The 15,677-nt window shown below is 67.8% G+C and carries 15 protein-coding genes; 5 read left to right on the forward strand and 10 right to left on the reverse strand.

Features of this window, described 5'->3' with window-relative positions; translation table 11 throughout:
• The first annotated feature begins 5 nt into the window (after positions 1 to 5).
• Positions 6 to 617, forward strand: coding sequence for a TetR/AcrR family transcriptional regulator (locus NC7_RS23535; protein WP_067986752.1), 612 nt, complete (start codon positions 6 to 8; stop codon positions 615 to 617).
• 13 nt (positions 618 to 630) lie between these two features.
• Here NC7_RS23535 and NC7_RS23540 read toward each other — a convergent pair whose 3' ends face one another.
• From NC7_RS23540 to NC7_RS23575, 8 genes are read right to left on the reverse strand one after another with little or no spacing between them, the layout of a single operon-like run.
• Entirely contained in the window at positions 631 to 1,089 is a 459-nt protein-coding gene (locus tag NC7_RS23540) for a TetR/AcrR family transcriptional regulator (RefSeq protein ID WP_084458745.1), read from the reverse strand.
• Positions 1,089 to 3,254 (reverse strand): 3-hydroxyacyl-CoA dehydrogenase NAD-binding domain-containing protein, encoded by a 2,166-nt coding sequence (locus NC7_RS23545; RefSeq protein WP_067986755.1) that lies wholly within the window; start codon positions 3,252 to 3,254, stop codon positions 1,089 to 1,091. The genes NC7_RS23540 and NC7_RS23545 overlap by 1 nt, the downstream gene beginning before the upstream one ends.
• Positions 3,255 to 3,290: 36 nt before the next feature.
• On the reverse strand, positions 3,291 to 4,505 hold the full coding sequence (locus tag NC7_RS23550) for an acetyl-CoA C-acetyltransferase (RefSeq protein WP_067986758.1): 1,215 nt from the start codon (positions 4,503 to 4,505) through the stop codon (positions 3,291 to 3,293).
• A gap of 27 nt (positions 4,506 to 4,532) precedes the next feature.
• A complete protein-coding gene (locus NC7_RS23555; protein ID WP_067986760.1) occupies positions 4,533 to 5,309 on the reverse strand; it encodes an enoyl-CoA hydratase in 777 nt (258 codons plus the stop codon).
• Complete coding sequence (gene mmsB / locus NC7_RS23560; protein WP_067986762.1) at positions 5,306 to 6,199, reverse strand: 3-hydroxyisobutyrate dehydrogenase; 894 nt, start codon at positions 6,197 to 6,199, stop codon at positions 5,306 to 5,308. Before mmsB ends, NC7_RS23555 begins: the two co-directional genes overlap by 4 nt.
• Positions 6,199 to 7,266, reverse strand: coding sequence for an enoyl-CoA hydratase/isomerase family protein (locus NC7_RS23565; protein WP_067986764.1), 1,068 nt, complete (start codon positions 7,264 to 7,266; stop codon positions 6,199 to 6,201). The genes mmsB and NC7_RS23565 overlap by 1 nt, the downstream gene beginning before the upstream one ends.
• Entirely contained in the window at positions 7,263 to 8,402 is a 1,140-nt protein-coding gene (locus tag NC7_RS23570) for an acyl-CoA dehydrogenase family protein (RefSeq protein ID WP_067986766.1), read from the reverse strand. The genes NC7_RS23565 and NC7_RS23570 overlap by 4 nt, the downstream gene beginning before the upstream one ends.
• A 4-nt stretch (positions 8,403 to 8,406) precedes the next feature.
• A complete protein-coding gene (locus NC7_RS23575) occupies positions 8,407 to 9,906 on the reverse strand; it encodes a CoA-acylating methylmalonate-semialdehyde dehydrogenase (RefSeq protein WP_067986769.1) in 1,500 nt (499 codons plus the stop codon).
• A 211-nt stretch (positions 9,907 to 10,117) separates the two neighbouring features.
• Here NC7_RS23575 and NC7_RS23580 point away from each other — a divergent pair, with 211 nt between their 5' ends.
• Positions 10,118 to 11,278 (forward strand): acyl-CoA dehydrogenase family protein, encoded by a 1,161-nt coding sequence (locus tag NC7_RS23580; protein ID WP_067986772.1) that lies wholly within the window; start codon positions 10,118 to 10,120, stop codon positions 11,276 to 11,278.
• 54 nt (positions 11,279 to 11,332) lie between these two features.
• Positions 11,333 to 11,983, forward strand: a complete 651-nt coding sequence (locus tag NC7_RS23585) for a hypothetical protein (protein WP_157102149.1) — start codon at positions 11,333 to 11,335, stop codon at positions 11,981 to 11,983.
• Positions 11,984 to 11,987: 4 nt separating this feature from the next.
• Here NC7_RS23585 and NC7_RS23590 read toward each other — a convergent pair whose 3' ends face one another.
• Positions 11,988 to 13,052: a sensor histidine kinase gene (locus tag NC7_RS23590; RefSeq protein WP_201449930.1), complete on the reverse strand. Its 1,065-nt coding sequence runs from the start codon at positions 13,050 to 13,052 to the stop codon at positions 11,988 to 11,990.
• The gene (locus NC7_RS23595) at positions 13,045 to 13,719 is read right to left on the reverse strand and encodes a response regulator transcription factor (RefSeq protein WP_067986776.1); all 675 of its coding nucleotides are present in this window, start codon (positions 13,717 to 13,719) and stop codon (positions 13,045 to 13,047) included. Before NC7_RS23595 ends, NC7_RS23590 begins: the two co-directional genes overlap by 8 nt.
• 89 nt (positions 13,720 to 13,808) lie before the next feature.
• Here NC7_RS23595 and NC7_RS23600 point away from each other — a divergent pair, with 89 nt between their 5' ends.
• Positions 13,809 to 14,387, forward strand: coding sequence for a M15 family metallopeptidase (locus NC7_RS23600; protein WP_084458761.1), 579 nt, complete (start codon positions 13,809 to 13,811; stop codon positions 14,385 to 14,387).
• The gene (locus NC7_RS23605) at positions 14,384 to 15,661 is read left to right on the forward strand and encodes a DoxX family protein (protein WP_067986777.1); all 1,278 of its coding nucleotides are present in this window, start codon (positions 14,384 to 14,386) and stop codon (positions 15,659 to 15,661) included. Before NC7_RS23600 ends, NC7_RS23605 begins: the two co-directional genes overlap by 4 nt.
• The last annotated feature ends 16 nt before the right edge of the window (positions 15,662 to 15,677 follow it).

The raw sequence follows: 15,677 nt of genomic DNA on the forward strand, positions 1-15,677 counted from the left end.
GCGGCATGGCCGCGGCACCCCTCACCTCCACCGACACCGCCGATACCGACGACGCGGCGTCCCGCATCCTCGACGCCGCACTGGTCCAGTTCGGGCACGTGGGTGTCAAGAAGACGACCATCGAGGACATCGCCCGCCGCGCCGGGGTCGACCGCGCCACCGTGTACCGGCGGGTGGGTTCCCGCGACGATGTGGTCCGCGCGGTATACGCCAGGGAGATCGCGCGGGTGCTGACCGAGCTCACGTCGTTGTCCGACAACCCCGACAGCCTCGAGGACCTGGTGGCGGACACCCTCGTCACCGTGGTGCGGCGATGGCGCGAGCACCCCCTGGTCAATCGATTGCTGGTTCTGGAGCCCGAGCGGGTGTTGCCCCAGCTCACCGTCGACAGCGCGCAGACCATGGCGATGTCGATCGCCAGCACTACCACCATTCTCGGTCAGGCTGTCGACGCGGGGCTGCTGCCGGACCTACCGGACCTGACCGCCCGCGCCGAGATCGTCTGTCGCATAGCCCATTCGATGATCCTCGCGCCGTCCGGCATGCTGTCACTCACGACCGAGGACGAGCTCCGGGAGTTCGCCCGCCGCTACCTGGTCCCGATCATCACCCGGTGACCGTACCGGCGCGTCACAGAGCTGTCTCGTAGGTCGACAGCCCGCCCCAGCACATGCCGACGGTGATATCCACGGCCTGCTGCTTGGGGATCGGCCGACCCACGTCGAGCCGGTGTCGGTCGAAATACACCGTCCCCGCCGAACTCACCCTGGTCCGCGCGACGGTGTCCGCACTGACAGCGGCGCGGACACTGTCGACCATCCGATCCAGGTACTCCTGCAACACGGCGAGGTACAGATCGAGCTTGCCCGAGAAGTGGCTGTAGAGAACCGGTTTGCTGATCCCGGCTCGCGCACTGATCTCCTCCATCCGTGCGCCGTGATACCCGTTGACGACGAACACGTCGCGCGCGGCGGCCAACACCACCCGCCTACGGTGCGCTCGGCGGCCGTCGCCGCGCACCGCGCGAGCCGGGTTCTCGGTGCCCGGCAGCGCCGAGCACCGAGACGTCGTCTCCGTCGTCGTCACCATCAGCCGAGTGTTTCGCCCGCGGCGGCCTTGGCCCGCAACGACTCCGGGACCTCGAACCGGTCGCCGTAGGCGGCGCGCAGCTCGTCGGCGCGGGCCACGAATCCGGCCAGCCCGCCCGCGTACTGGTTGATGTACTGGATCACGCCACCGGTCCACGCGGGGAACCCGATACCGAAGATCGACCCGATGTTCGCGTCCGGGACGGTGCGCAGCACGCCCTCGTCGAAACACCGCACGGTGTCGAGGGATTCGGCGAACAGCATCCGTTCCTGCATGTCGGTGAACGGGATGCCGTGGTCGGGGCGGGTGTACTTCTCGACCAGACCGGGCCACAGGCCGAGCTTCTTGCCGTCGGCGTCGTATTCGTAGAAGCCGCGCCCCTCGAGTCGGCCCGGCCGATCGAATTCGTCGACCATCGCGTCGACGAGCGGGTAGGCCTTCGAGTCGACCCAGTTCTTGCCTTCGGCGAGCAGGTTCTCCTTCAGGCTGCGCCGAATCTTCTGTGCCAGCTTCATATTGATCTCGTCGGCCAGCGCCAGCGCACCGACCGGATAACCGGCCTGGGTGGCGGCCTGTTCGACCGAAGCGGGGTGCACGCCCTCGGCGACCAGGGCGATGGCCTCGTCCATGAACTGACCGATCACCCGGCTGGTGAAGAAGCCACGGCTGTCGTCGACCACGATCGGGGTCTTCTTGATGGCGAGGGTGTAGTCGATGGCACGCGCGATGGCCTCGTCGCTGGTCTGCTCGCCGACGACGATCTCGACCAGCGGCATCTTGTCCACCGGGGAGAAGAAGTGCAGACCGATGAAGTCCTTCGGCCGCCGCACGCCCGTGGACAGATCAATGATCGGCAGCGTCGAGGTGTTGGACCCGAGCAGCGCGTCCGGGTTCACCAGGTGCTCGATCTCGCCGAACACCGTCTTCTTCAGGCTCGGATCCTCGAAGACCGCCTCGACGACGAAGTCGCAGCCCGCGGCGTCGGCCGGGTCGGCGGTCGGGTGGATGCGGCCGAGGATCTCGTCGTACTTGTCCTGGGTGATCGCGCCTTTGCCCAGCGCCTTGTCGAGCAGCTTGCGCGAGTACGCCTTTCCGCGTTCGGCGGCCTCGATGGTGACGTCCTTCAACACGACCCGCATGCCCGCGCGGGCCTGCACATAGGCGATGCCCGCGCCCATCATGCCCGCGCCGAGCACCAGGACCTTCTCCGGCGTGCGCACCGGGAAGCCTTCGGGGCGGCTGCCGCCCTTGTTGATCGTGCCGAGATCGAAGAACAGGGACTTGATCATGTTCGTCGAGACCTGGCCGCAGATCAGGTTGGTGCAGTAGCGGGTCTCGATGGCGAAGGCGGTGTCGATGTCGACCTGCGCGCCTTCCACGGCGGTGGCCAGCACCGCGATCGGCGCTGGCATCGGCGCGCCCTTGAGCTGCTTGCGCACATTCGCCGGGAACGCGGGCAGGTTCGCCGCCACCGCCGGACTGGCCGGAGTGCCGCCGGGGATCTTGTACCCCTTCACATCCCACGGCTGCGCGGCCTCGGGGTTGGCCGCGATCCAGGCGCGGGCCTTGTCGAACATCTCCTCGCGGGTCGCGGCGACCTCGTGAATGATGCCCACCTGCAAGGCCTTCGCGGGCTTCATCCGTTGGCCCTGGCCGACGACATTGAGCACCGCGCCGGTGATACCGAGCAATCGCACGGTCCGGGTGACACCACCGGCACCGGGCAACAGACCGAAGGTGACCTCGGGCAGGCCGAGCAGGCTGCCCTTGGCGTCGAGCGCGATCCGATGATGGGTGGCCAGCGCGACCTCGAAGCCGCCGCCGAGTGCGGTGCCGTTGATCGCGGCGACCACCGGCTTGCCGAGGCGCTCGAGCCGCCGGAACGCCGCTTTGTAGGTGTCGAGGCCGAGCGCGATCTGCGGCGCGGTCTGCGGTGTCGCGTTCATCAGCAGGTTCAGGTCGCCACCGGCGAAGAAGGTGTCCTTGCCGGAGGTGAGGATGACGCCGTCGAAGGTGTCCTTCTCGGCCTCGAGCCGGTCGACGGTGGCGGTGAGGTCGCGGGCGAAGTCCTCGGTCATCGTGTTGGTCGACTGGTTCGGGTCGTCCATGGTGAGCACGAGCACCCGATCGGCACCGAGATCCCAGGAAATCATGTTGTCAGTCATTGCTTTTCGTTGTTCCTCAGGTGTCGCAGACCGCGCTCAGACGCGCTCGATGATGGTGGCGATGCCCATGCCACCGCCGATGCACAGGGTCACCAGCGCGCGCCGCGCGCCGCGCCGCTCGAGCTCGTCGACCATGGTTCCGGTGATCATGGCGCCGGTCGCACCCAGCGGATGACCCATGGCGATGGCACCGCCGTTGACGTTGAGCTTCTCGTCGGGGATGTTCAGCTTCTTCTGGTAGTTGAGCACCACCGAGGCGAACGCTTCGTTGAGCACGAAGAGGTCGATGTCGTCGACCGTCAGCCCGGCAAGCGCCAGCACCTTCTCGGTGGCCGGGACCGGCCCGGTCAGCATGATCGTCGAGTCGCTGCCGCTCACCGCGGACGCGACGACGCGAGCACGTGGCGTGAGACCCGCTGCCGCACCGGCGGATTCGCTGCCGACGAGGACCAGCGCCGCACCGTCCACGATGCCCGAGGAGTTGCCCGCGTGGTGGACGTGGTCGATCTTCTCCACGTGGTGGTAGCGCTGCAACGCGACCGCGTCGAAGCCGCCCATCTCCCCCATCACCGCGAACGACGGGGCCAGCGCGGCGAGGCTGTCCACGGTGGTGTCCGGGCGCATCAACTCGTCGTAGTCGAGCAGGACCGCACCGTTGATGTCGACGACCGGCACCACGGATTTGGCGAAGTAGCCACCCGACCACGCCGCGGCGGCCTTGCGCTGTGAGCGCACCGCGAACGCGTCGACGTCCTCGCGGGTGAACCCTTCGAGGGTGGCGATCAGGTCCGCGCTCACACCCTGCGGCACGAAATAGGTGTGGTAGTTGGTGACCGGATCCATCGCCCACGCACCACCGTCGGAACCCAACGGCACCCGCGACATCGACTCCACGCCACCGGCGATCACCAGCTGCTCCCACCCCGAACGCACCTTCTGCGCCGCGGTGTTGACCGCCTCGAGGCCTGAGCCGCAGAATCGGTTGAGCTGCACACCGGCGACCGTGTCGGGCAGTCCCGCGGCCAGGGCGGCGGTCTTGGCGATGTCGGCGCCCTGGTCACCGACGGGTGAGACCACGCCGAGGACGATGTCATCGATCGTCGCCGGGTCGAGCCCCGGGTGGCGGCGCTTCAGCTCCTCGATGAGCCCGACCACAAGGTCGAGCGGTTTGACGCCGTGCAGAGCGCCGTTCTTCTTGCCGCGACCGCGTGGCGTGCGGATCGCGTCGTAGATGAATGCTTCGGTCATGATTTCCTCGAAACTGGGTCGCGAGACCGGTCAGCGGTGGGTGAATTCGGCAGGACGCTTGTCGACGAAGGCGCTCATGCCTTCCTTCTGGTCGGCGGTGGCGAACAGGGAGTGGAAGACGCGGCGTTCGAAGCGGGTGCCCTCGGCGAGGGTGGTCTCGAAGGACCGGTTGACCGATTCCTTGGCGATCATCGTCACCGGCAGCGACATGGTGGCGATGGTCTCGGCGACCTCGGCCGCGGTGGAGAGCAGCGCGTCGGCGGGCACGACCCGCGCCACGAGCCCCGCCCGTTCGGCTTCCTCGGCGTCCATGGTCCGCCCGGTGAGCACCAGATCCATCGCCTTGGCCTTGCCGACCGCCCGGGTGAGCCGCTGGGATCCGCCGATGCCGGGGATGACGCCGAGCTTGATCTCGGGCTGCCCGAACCGTGCGGTGTCGGCGGCGATCACGATGTCGCAGAGCATGGCGAGTTCGCAGCCGCCGCCGAGCGCGTAGCCCGCGACGGCGGCGATGGTGGGTTTGCGGAACTGTGCCAGTCGGTCCCAGCGGGCGAAGTAGTCGTCCATGAACATGTCCATGTACGACTTGGACTGCATCTCCTTGATGTCGGCGCCCGCGGCGAAGGCCTTGGCCGAGCCGGTGATCACGATCGCGCCGATCTCGGCGTCGGCGTCGAACTCGTCGAGTGCGGCGACGACGTCGTCGAGGACCTGGGTGTTGAGCGCGTTGAGGGCCTTGGGCCGGTTGAGGGTGATCCAGCCGACGCGGTTCTCACGCGCGAGCAGGATGGTGTCGTAGTCGGTCATTCGGTGCCCTCTCCGCGCTGTCTGATGTCGGTGATGATCGCGGAGAAGTCGCGTCCCGCATCCGTGTTGTTGAAACGCTCGTAGATCGCGGCGGCGAGTTCGCCGAGCTGCCCGTCGATTCCGTTGGCACGCAGGGCGTTCGCCGCCAACGTGAGATCCTTCGACATCAGCGCGGTCGCGAAACCGGGCTGGTAGTCGTTGTTGGCCGGGCTGTTCGGGACCGGGCCGGGGACGGGGCAGTAGCTGGTGAGTGCCCAGCTCTGTCCCGACGCCGTGGAGACCACGTCGAAGAACGACTGGTGACTCAATCCGAGCCGCTCGCCGAGGACCAGGGCTTCGGACAGTCCGATCATCGAGATGCCGAGCAGCATGTTGTTGCAGATCTTGGCGGCCTGTCCGACCCCGACGTCACCGCAGTGCACGACCTTGCCACCCATCACGCTCAGGATCTTGTGCGCGGCGGCGAAGTCGGCGGCGGCACCGCCGACCATGAAGGTGAGGGTGCCCGCCGTCGCGCCAGTCACCCCGCCGGAGACCGGGGCGTCCAGGGCGCGGTGACCCGCGGTCACCGCGCGCGCCGCGGCGGTCTTCGCGTCGGCGACATCGATGGTCGAACAGTCGATGAACAGCGTGCCCGGTGCGGCGGCGGGCAGGAGTTCGGCGTAGACGTCGAGGACGAGTTTGCCCTTGGGCAACATGGTGATCACCACGTCGCGGTCGACGGCCGCTTCGGCCGCGGTGTCCACCGCCGTCGCGCCTGCGGCACGGGCGTTCTCGCGTGCCTCGGGTACCGGGTCGAAGGCGAGCACGTCGTGCCCCGCCGCGACCAGGTTCGCCGCCATGGGTGCGCCCATGTGACCGAGCCCGAGGAAACCGATCTTTGTGGTCATCACTGTGCCTCCTGGGCGGTCGCGTCGAGTTCCCTGTCGCCGAGGTCGGCGAAGTACGCCGCCACCTGTGCGTCGGTGACCTCGGCCAGCGACGCGGGCTTCCACTGCGGATTGCGGTCTTTGTCGACGACCTGGGCGCGGATCCCCTCGACCAGATCGTGCGAGCCGAGCGCGGCCACGGAGACCCGATACTCCTGCTTCAGCACCGATTCCAGGCTCGGCACGTCCCGCGCCGCGCGCAACGCCCGCAGTGTGACCTTCAGCGCGACAGGCGATTTGGCCAGCAGGTCGTCGAGCGCCTTGGTCGCCTCGGGAGCGTCGGCGGACTGCAAGCGGGCCGCGATCTCCTCGACGGTGTCGGCGCTGTAACAGGCATCGATCCAGTGGCGCTGAGCCAGCAGCTCCGACGGTGGCGCCTGCTCGGCCACGGCGGCGATCGCGTCGTCGACGGTCGCGGTGCGCAGCGAGTCGAGCAGCGCCGGGACGGCCGCCGAGGGCACGTAGTGGTCGGCGAATCCGGTCGCGACGGCGTCGCCCGCGGTCATCCGCGCGGTGGTGAGCGCGACATGGGTGCCGAGTTCACCGGGTGCGCGCGAGAGCAGATGGGTGCCGCCGACGTCGGGCACGAATCCGATGCCGACCTCGGGCATCCCGATGCGGGACCGTTCGGTGACGACGCGGTGACTGCCGTGTCCCGACAGGCCGACGCCACCGCCCATCACGATGCCGTCCATGATCACGACGTAGGGCTTGGCATAGCGACCGATCAGCGCGTTGAGGATGTACTCGTCACGCCAGAACACCCCGGTCGGCGAATCGGGGCCCGCGTTCCCGGTTTTCGCGTCGGCGTGGATGGCGACGATGTCGCCGCCCGCGCACAGGCCGCGCTCGCCCGCGCCGGTGACCACGACCGCGCGCACGGTGTCGTCGACGGCCCAGGCCCGCAAGGCATCGGTGATGGCCAGGACCATCGCGTGGTTGAGCGCGTTGATCGCCTTGGGCCGGTTCAGGGTGATGCGGCCGAGGCCGTCCTCGACGGTGATCAGCACTTCGGGTTCGTCGGTCATGCCGCTCCTGTCATCGCGCGGGAGACGACCACCCGCATGATCTCGTTGGTCCCCTCGAGGATCTGATGCACCCGCAGGTCGCGGACGATCTTCTCCAGGCCGTATTCGTGCAGGTAGCCGTAGCCGCCGTGCAACTGCAGCGCCTTGTTGGCGACCTCGAAGCCGGTGTCGGTCGCGAACCGCTTGGCCATCGCGCACAGTTCGGCCTTGTCCGGCAGCCCGGCGTCGAGCCCGGCCGCCGCCCGCCACAGCAGGGTTCGCGCCGCTTCCAGTTCGGTGCGCATGTCGGCCAGCTCGAACCGCAGCGCCTCGTTGTGCGCCAACGGCTTACCGAAGGCGTGCCGCTCGCCGAGGTAGCGAACGGTCTTGTGCAGCGCCGCCTGCGCACCGCCGACCGAGCAGGCGGCGATGTTGAGCCTGCCGCCGTTGAGACCGTTCATGGCGATCGAGAACCCGTCGCCCTCGGCGCCGAGCCGGTACTCCACGGGTACCCGCGCGCCGTCGAGGATCACCTGGCGGGTCGGTTGGGCGTTCCAGCCCATCTTCCGTTCGTTGGGCCCGACGGTCAGACCCGGCGTGTCGGCGGGCACGATGAGCGCCGAGATGCCGTGCGAGCCCGGGCCTCCGGTGCGCACCATCATCACGTAGACGTCGTTGGATCCGGCGCCGGAGATGAACTGTTTGGCACCGGTGAGGACATAGTCGTCGCCGTCGCGAACCGCTCTGGTGCCGATGGCCGCCGCGTCGGAACCGACTCCGGGCTCGGTGAGGGCGTAGCTGCCGAGCGTCTCCAGGGCGGCCATGCCCGGCACCCAGGTGCGGCGTTGCTCGTCCGTGCCGTACTCATCGATCATCCAGGTGGCCATGTTGTGGATCGACAGGTAGGCCGCCATCGTCGGGCATCCGGTGGCGAGCTCCTCGAAGATCCGCACGGCGTCGAGCCTGCGCAGTCCCGAGCCGCCGACGTCCTCGCGGGCATAGATGCCGCCGAGCCCCACCGGTCCCGCTTTGCGCAACACATCCACCGGAAAGTGCTTGCGCTCGTCCCAATCCAGGGCGTTGGGCGCCAGGAACTCGTCGGCGAACTGGCGCGCGGTCTCGACGATCGCGCGTTCGTCGTCGTTGAGAGTGAGCACCGGGTCAGTCCATCGTCGGGATGACGAAGGCGTTGGTCTTCGCGGGGGCCGCGGGCCAGCGTTGCGTCACCGTCTTGGTCTTGGTGTAGAAGCGGATCGAATCCGGGCCGTGCTGGTTGAGATCACCGAAGCCCGAACGCTTCCAGCCGCCGAAGGTGTAGTAGGCGATCGGCACCGGGATCGGCACATTGATCCCGACCATGCCCACCTGTACCCGCGTCGCGAAGTCACGCGCGATGTCGCCGTCGCGGGTGAAGATCGCCACGCCGTTGCCGTATTCGTGCTCGTCGGCCAGGCGCAGGGCCTGCTCGTAGTCACCGGCGCGCACGACGGTCACGACGGGACCGAAGATCTCCTCCTGGTAGATCCGCATGTCGGGGGTGACGTTGTCGAACAGGCTCGCGCCGACGAAGTAGCCGTCCTCGGCGCCCTCGACGACCAGGCCGCGGCCATCGACGACCAGTTCGGCGCCCTCGTCGACCCCGATCTGGACGTAGCTGTTCACCCGATCCACCCCGTCGCGGCCGACCAGCGGGCCGAAGTCGGCACCCGGATCGTCGGAGCGCCCGACATTGAGCTTGTGCACGCGCTCGGTCAGCTTGGCGACCAGCCGGTCGGCGGTCTCCTGCCCCACCGGCACGGCCACCGAGATCGCCATGCAGCGCTCGCCCGCGGACCCGTAGCCCGCGCCGATCAGCTGATCGGCGACGTCGTCGAGGTCGGCGTCGGGCATCACGATCGCGTGGTTCTTGGCTCCGCCGAAGCACTGGGCGCGCTTGCCGTTCGCGGTGGCCGTCTCGTAGATGTACTGGGCGATCGGGGTCGAGCCGACGAAGCCGACCGCTTTGATCCGGTCGTCGCGCAGGATGGTGTCGACGGCTTCCTTGCCGCCGTTGACCACGTTGAACACCCCCGGCGGCAGCCCGGCCTCCAGGAACAGCTCCGCCAGGCGCAGCGGCACCGACGGGTCGCGCTCAGAGGGCTTGAGCACGAACGCGTTGCCGCACGCCAACGCCGGTCCGGCTTTCCACAGCGGGATCATGGCGGGGAAGTTGAACGGGGTGATACCGGCGACCACACCGAGCGGCTGGCGCATCGAGTACACGTCGATGCCGGTGCCCGCGCTCTCGGTGTACTCGCCCTTGAGCAGGTGCGGGATCCCGACGGCGAACTCGATCACCTCGAGCCCGCGCTGGATGTCGCCCTTGGCATCGGCGATGGTCTTGCCGTGCTCGGCGGACAGCAGCGCCGCCAGGCTGTCGATCTCCTCGTTGACCAAGGTCAGGAACTTCATCATGACTCTGGCGCGCTTCTGCGGGTTGAACGCCGCCCACACCGGCTGTGCGGCCGCCGCGTTGGCGATCGCGGCCTCGATCTCGTCGGCCGAAGCCAACGGCACCCGCGCCTGCACCTGCCCGGTGTTCGGATCGAACACCTCGCCGAACACCCCCGAGGTGCCGCTGACGTGCTGTCCGTCGATGAAGTGCGTGAGTTCGCGAACCATACCTGCCTACTTCTTCAAGTCGTCGTACGAAGGGCGATAACTGGAGGGGCTCCGATAGTTGGACGCCCAAGCATCGCAACGATGACAGCTTGTTGACATCGTGTCAACAGCTCCCTCAGTCCGACCCGGCGCCACTTTCCGCACTATTGACAGATCGCCAACAGTGCGGTCACGCTTACGCCGAGTCCCCCGCCAGCAAGGAGAACCCCGCATGAGCCCCGCACCGACCGACCGCACCTCCGACGTCCGATCAGAGCTGCAAGACTTGGCCGAATTGGCGCGGACCTTCTTCGTCGACACCGTCGGTCCCCACCGCGAGGAGTTCGCCGAGCGGGGTTATCCCAGCCGCGAGGTCTACCGGCGGGCCGGGGAGCTGGGCCTGCTGTGCATGTCGGTTCCCGAGGAATACGGCGGCGGCGGTGGCACTTTCGCCCACGAGGCCGTGTTGTTCACCGAGCAGGTGAAGGGCGGCGATTCCTCGATGCAACTCGGCGTGCACACCGGCATTGTGCCGCACTACATCCTCGCCTACGCCACCGAGGACAACAAGCGGCGCTGGCTGCCGAAACTCGCCTCCGGCGAGTGGATCGGCGCCATCGCCATGACCGAACCGGGCACCGGTTCGGACCTGCAGAACATCGCCACGAAGGCGGTCAAGGACGGTGACGACTACCTGATCACCGGCGCCAAGACCTTCATCTCCAACGGCCGCAACTGCGACCTGCTGATCATCGCCGTCAAGACCGATCCGACACAGGGCGCCAAAGGTGTATCGCTGGTGGTCGCCGAGGTCTCCGACGACACTCCCGGATTCGAGCGCGGCCGCCTGCTGAAGAAGATCGGCCAGAAGGGTCAGGACACCACTGAACTGTTCTTCGACGGCTTGCGAGTACCCCAGGCCAACCTGCTCGGATCCGCCGAGGGCGAGGGCTTCATCCAGCTCATGCAGCAACTACCCCAGGAACGGCTGATCTGTGGTGTCGCGGCGGCGGCCGCGATCGAGGCCGCCGTCGAGGAGACGCTTGCCTACGTCAAACAGCGCACCGCGTTCGGTAAGCCGTTGTTCGCCATGCAGAACACCCGGTTCGAGCTCGCCGAGTGCGCGACCGTCGCCGAGGTGGTTCGCACCTTCGTCGATTCCGCCGTCGACAAGCACCTCCGAGGAGCCCTCGATGTCAAGACCGCAGCGATGGTCAAGTACTGGACCACCGATCAGCAGTCGCAGGTGATCGATCGGTGCGTGCAGTTGCACGGCGGCTACGGCTACATGGAGGAATATCCGATCGCCCGGATGTGGGCCGACGGCCGCATCGCCCGCATCTACGCGGGCGCCAACGAGGTCATGAAGGATCTCATCGCCCGCTTCCTCTGACACCCGGTCGGCCCGCGAGCCCGAAGTTCGTGCGGGACAGGAAGAATGGCCGCCATGGATTGGACGAATGTGGCGGTTGCCTCGATCACTGTCGCCGGGACGCTCGGTGGTGGCATCGTGACCCAGGTCTTCGCGATTCGCAGCAAGCGCATCGATGCGAAGGCGCAGCGCGACAACCGGGCCGAGGAATTGCGGGAGCTCGCCCGGAAGGAGAGCACCGACGAGAAGCGGTCGGTGTACGCGAGCCTCAACACCGCCGCGCATTCGTGCCGGACCGCTATCCGCCACCACCTGGACGAGAAGTGCGGCGGCCGTCCGGCTGATCTCGCCAAGTTCGAGGCTGCCCGGGAGGCACTGCGCGACAGTTACTCCCGGGCGCAGATGGTGGTTTCGGACCGCGCGCTCGATTTCGCGTCCGAGGTGAATCGCTGCCTCGACATCGGCCATCGCGCGGCGCTCGAGATCGACGAGAACGATTCCGTCGCGGTCGCGGCGCTGTATCACTACGTGGACGTCTCGCTGGGTTCGGCTGTTCGACTCCTGCGCCGGGCGATCCGGGAGGACCTCGGCATCGCACCCGATGCGGATACCGACCTCGACGGCCGCCTCGCCGAGCTCAGGCTCGTCCGCCATGCGTTCGTCGGGAGAACACCCGCCGCGATCGAGCAGGCCGCGCAACCGGGAGGTGAGGTGGTCTCGTCCTGACCGTCTAGCGTGCCGGAAGCCGCACCGACACACGCAACCCACCGCCGGGACGCGCGGTGAGAGTGAGCGCGCCCGCGTGCGCTCGGGTGATGCTGTCGGCGATGGCCAGCCCGAGGCCGACGCCCGAATGGTCGGTGCGGATGCGTTCGGAGCCGCGCCGGAACGGTTCGACGAGCGTGGCGACGATGGCCGGACCGAGTGTCTCGCCGGTGTTCTCGACGGTCAGGGTCACGGAATCAGGGTGACGGCGGGTGGTAGTCCAGGCGGTTCCGCCGGGCCGGTTGTGCACTATCGCGTTGTGCACGAGGTTCGTCGTCAACTGGAGGAGCAGTGCGTGCGAACCGGTGGTCGGCGTCGGCTCGCCCGCGGTGTCGAGGGTGATGCCCAGCTTTTCGGCGAAGGGAAGCAGTGTCTCGGTGGCTTCCTCGGCCAGCAGCGACAGGTCGACGGGCTCCGGGGTGAACGCGCGCTGGTCGGCACGGCTGAGCAGGAGCAGCGCCTCGGTGAGATCGATGGCACGGGTGTTGACGGTGTGAAGGCGCTCGATCAGGTCGTCGGGCGGGTCGGTGCGGGCCACCTCGAGCATGGTTCGGGTGATCGCCAAGGGCGTGCGCAGTTCGTGGGAGGCGTTGGCGGCGAACCGCTGGTTCTCGGCGACGTGGGCTTGGAGCCGGGCGAGCATGGTGTCGAACGTGTCGGCCAGTTCGCGGAATTCGTCGGCCGCGCCCGCGAGCCGGATGCGGTGCGACAGTGAGCCGTTGGCGGCCAGGCGGGCGGCGGCGGTGATCCGGGTGAGCGGGGCGAGCATGCGCCCGGCCAGGAACCACCCGCCGACCAACCCGAAGACCATCAAGAAGACCAGTACGGCCGCCATGAACGGCGCGAACGAACGGAGCAGAAGCCGTCGGTCGATCCAGAAGTTGCCGCTGGCGTTGATCCACCCGGCAGGCAGGTAATAGAGATAGAACACCAGGACGGCGACGAGCAACAAGGTGCCCGCGAGCATGACGAAACCCGCGTAGCTGAGGGTGAGTTTGAGGCGGACGCTCAGTCCGGGTGGCCTATCCACCGTCACCTCCCGTGCCGATGCGGTAGCCGACACCGGGAACGGTCTCGATGATCCACGGTTCACCGAGACGTTTGCGCAGCGCCGAGACGGTGATGCGCACGGCGTTGGTGAACGGGTCCGCGTTCTCGTCCCAGGCGCGTTCCAGGAGTTCTTCGGCGCTCACCACCCCGCCGTCGGCCGCGACGAGCACCTCGAGCACCGCGAACTGTTTGCGGGTCATCGCGACGTAGCGGCCGTCGCGGTACACCTCGCGGCGGAACGGGTCCACCCGCAGGTCGGCGAGTTCGCGGACGGGCGGCCTGCTGTGGGCGCGCCTGCGGTCGAGGGCGCGCAGGCGAAGGACCAGTTCCCGCAGTTCGAAAGGTTTGGTGAGGTAGTCGTCGGCGCCGAGCTCGAATCCGGTCGCCTTGTCGTCGAGGCGGTCGGCGGCGGTGAGCATGAGGATCGGCAGCCCGCTGCCGGTGGCCACGATGTGGGCGGCGATCTCGTCGCCGGACGGGCCGGGGATGTCACGGTCGAGGACGGCGATGTCGTAGGTCGTGACAGCGAGCAGTTCCAGCGCGGTGTCCCCGTCGCCCGCGATGTCGGCGGCGATGGCTTCCAAACGCAGGCCGTCGCGGATGGCTTCGGCCAGATAGGGTTCGTCCTCGACGATGAGTACACGCATCGACTCTCGATTCTCCCAGCGGGAACATATCGTCGGCGTATCGAAAATCGCATACGTGCCCGCAACGCCGCGTTGTCTTGACTGACAGCATGAATCAGAGAAATACCCGCCGAATTCTAGCGAGTGCGGTCGCCGCGCTCGGCGCGGCCGGTGCGGTGGCGATCGTTGTCAACCATCCCCCGAACCGGTTCTCCTCCGTCGCGTTGTCGCTCGACATTCCGCGTGGCGATCCCGGTTCGCCCGGTGCGGGGGTGTTCGACGACCAGTCCCCCTCGGTGGCACGTCTCGATCCCGCGTTGCTCGACGCGCTCCGCCGCGCGGCGGTCGACGCGGGGGCCGAGGGGGTCGAATTCGTGGTGACCAGTGGTTGGCGGTCGGCTGACCATCAGACGCGGCTGCTGCGCGAGGCGGTGGGCAGGTACGGATCCGAGGCCGAAGCCGCACGCTGGGTGGCCACCGCGGAAACCTCCGCGCACGTGTCGGGTCACGCGGTCGACATCGGGCACAGTGCGGCGACGACGTGGCTGTCCGCACACGGAGCCGCCTACGGACTGTGCCAGATCTACGACAACGAGTCCTGGCACTACGAACTGCGACCTGACGCGGTGGTGAACGGGTGCCCGGCCCGGTATGCCGATCCCACCGAGGACCCGAGGATGCGGCGATGACCGTTCGCGTGCCCGCGAAGCTGATCGTGTTCCGGTTCTCTGTGGTCTACTTCGTGCTGTTCTGCCTGCTGAACACCTATATTCCGTTCGCATGGCTCGGGGTGGTCGGGCGGTGGGTGCGTCGCTATGTGAGTCCCTGGGACATGTCGCTGACCGACCCCGTCACCGGATGGGTCGGACGGACGTTCTTCGGCGTCGATGCGGTGCAGCACCGGGACTCCGGCGCCGGTGATCAGGCGGCGGTGTGGGTGCTGGTGCTGTGTCTTCTCGTTGTGGCGGTGGTCGTCGCCACGGGATGGACGGCATGGGATCGCCGCCCGACACATCCCCGGCTCACCGCCTGGTTCTCGCTGTTCCTGCGACTGTGCTTGGGTGCGCAGATGGTGGGGTTCGGTTTCGCCAAGCTGATCCCCACACAGATGCCCCGGCCCTCGTTGGCGCACCTGCTGCAGCCGTACGGCGATCTGAGTCCGGCCTCGGTGCTGTGGTTGCAGGTCGGTACTTCTCCCGCCTACGAGATGGCGCTCGGTGCTGTGGAAGTCGTGGCGGGTCTGCTGCTGTTCTTCGCGCGCACGACGGTGCTCGGCGCGGTGTTGTGTCTGCTCGCTACGGCGCAGATCCTGCTGCTGAACATGACCTTCGACATTCCGGAGAAGCTGCTCGCCCTGCACCTGCTGTTGATCAGCCTGGTGCTGCTCGTGCCCTACCTGCGACGGCTGCTCGACGTCTTCGTGCGGCAAAGAGGGTGCGCCCCGCTGTCACCACCGTCGCTGTTCGCCGACGAACGGAAGAACCGCGTCGCGACATGGTTCGTGGCGGGTCTGGGGCTCTGGGTGGCGCTCGGCAGCGGGTACGACCGGTGGGTGGTGTGGCAGGAACAGCACGGGGCAGGCAGTCCCAGGTCCGAGTTGTACGGCATCTGGGACGTGCGGGAATTCACCGTCGACGGGCAACTCGCTCCCCCGCTGACCACCGACGGAACCCGTTGGCAACGAATGGTTTTCGAGCGTCCCGGGTCGGCGACCGTGCAACGGATGGACGGTGAGCTCGTACCGGTCGGAGCCGACCTCGAAGGCGGACGACTGGAACTCGCCGAAACGGCGGGACCGTTCGCGACGCTGTCCACCGAGCGTCCGACCCCGGATCTCCTGGTTCTGCGCGGAGAACTGCACAACCGTCCTCTCGTCGTCACCTTGGAGCGTCGGGACCTCGACAGTTTCCCGTTGCGCGGTCGTGGGTTCCACTGGGTCCAGAACTACCCGTACTTCCGCTAGGCGAGCTCCCACGCCA

It is taken from the genome of Nocardia caishijiensis NBRC 108228 (assembly GCF_001612825.1).
Lineage (GTDB): Bacteria > Actinomycetota > Actinomycetes > Mycobacteriales > Mycobacteriaceae > Nocardia > Nocardia caishijiensis.

Bases quoted from the DNA above. Each gene is read 5' to 3' on its own strand.
- NC7_RS23535 (WP_067986752.1), top strand. From the start codon at position 6: ATGGCCGCGGCACCCCTCACCTCCACCGACACCGCCGATACCGACGAC.
- NC7_RS23540 (WP_084458745.1), bottom strand. From the start codon at position 1,089: ATGGTGACGACGACGGAGACGACGTCTCGGTGCTCGGCGCTGCCGGGC.
- NC7_RS23545 (WP_067986755.1), bottom strand. From the start codon at position 3,254: ATGACTGACAACATGATTTCCTGGGATCTCGGTGCCGATCGGGTGCTC.
- NC7_RS23555 (WP_067986760.1), bottom strand. From the start codon at position 5,309: ATGACCGACTACGACACCATCCTGCTCGCGCGTGAGAACCGCGTCGGC.
- mmsB (WP_067986762.1), bottom strand. From the start codon at position 6,199: ATGACCACAAAGATCGGTTTCCTCGGGCTCGGTCACATGGGCGCACCC.
- NC7_RS23565 (WP_067986764.1), bottom strand. From the start codon at position 7,266: ATGACCGACGAACCCGAAGTGCTGATCACCGTCGAGGACGGCCTCGGC.
- NC7_RS23575 (WP_067986769.1), bottom strand. From the start codon at position 9,906: ATGGTTCGCGAACTCACGCACTTCATCGACGGACAGCACGTCAGCGGC.
- NC7_RS23580 (WP_067986772.1), top strand. From the start codon at position 10,118: ATGAGCCCCGCACCGACCGACCGCACCTCCGACGTCCGATCAGAGCTG.
- NC7_RS23585 (WP_157102149.1), top strand. From the start codon at position 11,333: ATGGATTGGACGAATGTGGCGGTTGCCTCGATCACTGTCGCCGGGACG.
- NC7_RS23595 (WP_067986776.1), bottom strand. From the start codon at position 13,719: ATGCGTGTACTCATCGTCGAGGACGAACCCTATCTGGCCGAAGCCATC.
- NC7_RS23600 (WP_084458761.1), top strand. From the start codon at position 13,809: ATGAATCAGAGAAATACCCGCCGAATTCTAGCGAGTGCGGTCGCCGCG.
- NC7_RS23605 (WP_067986777.1), top strand. From the start codon at position 14,384: ATGACCGTTCGCGTGCCCGCGAAGCTGATCGTGTTCCGGTTCTCTGTG.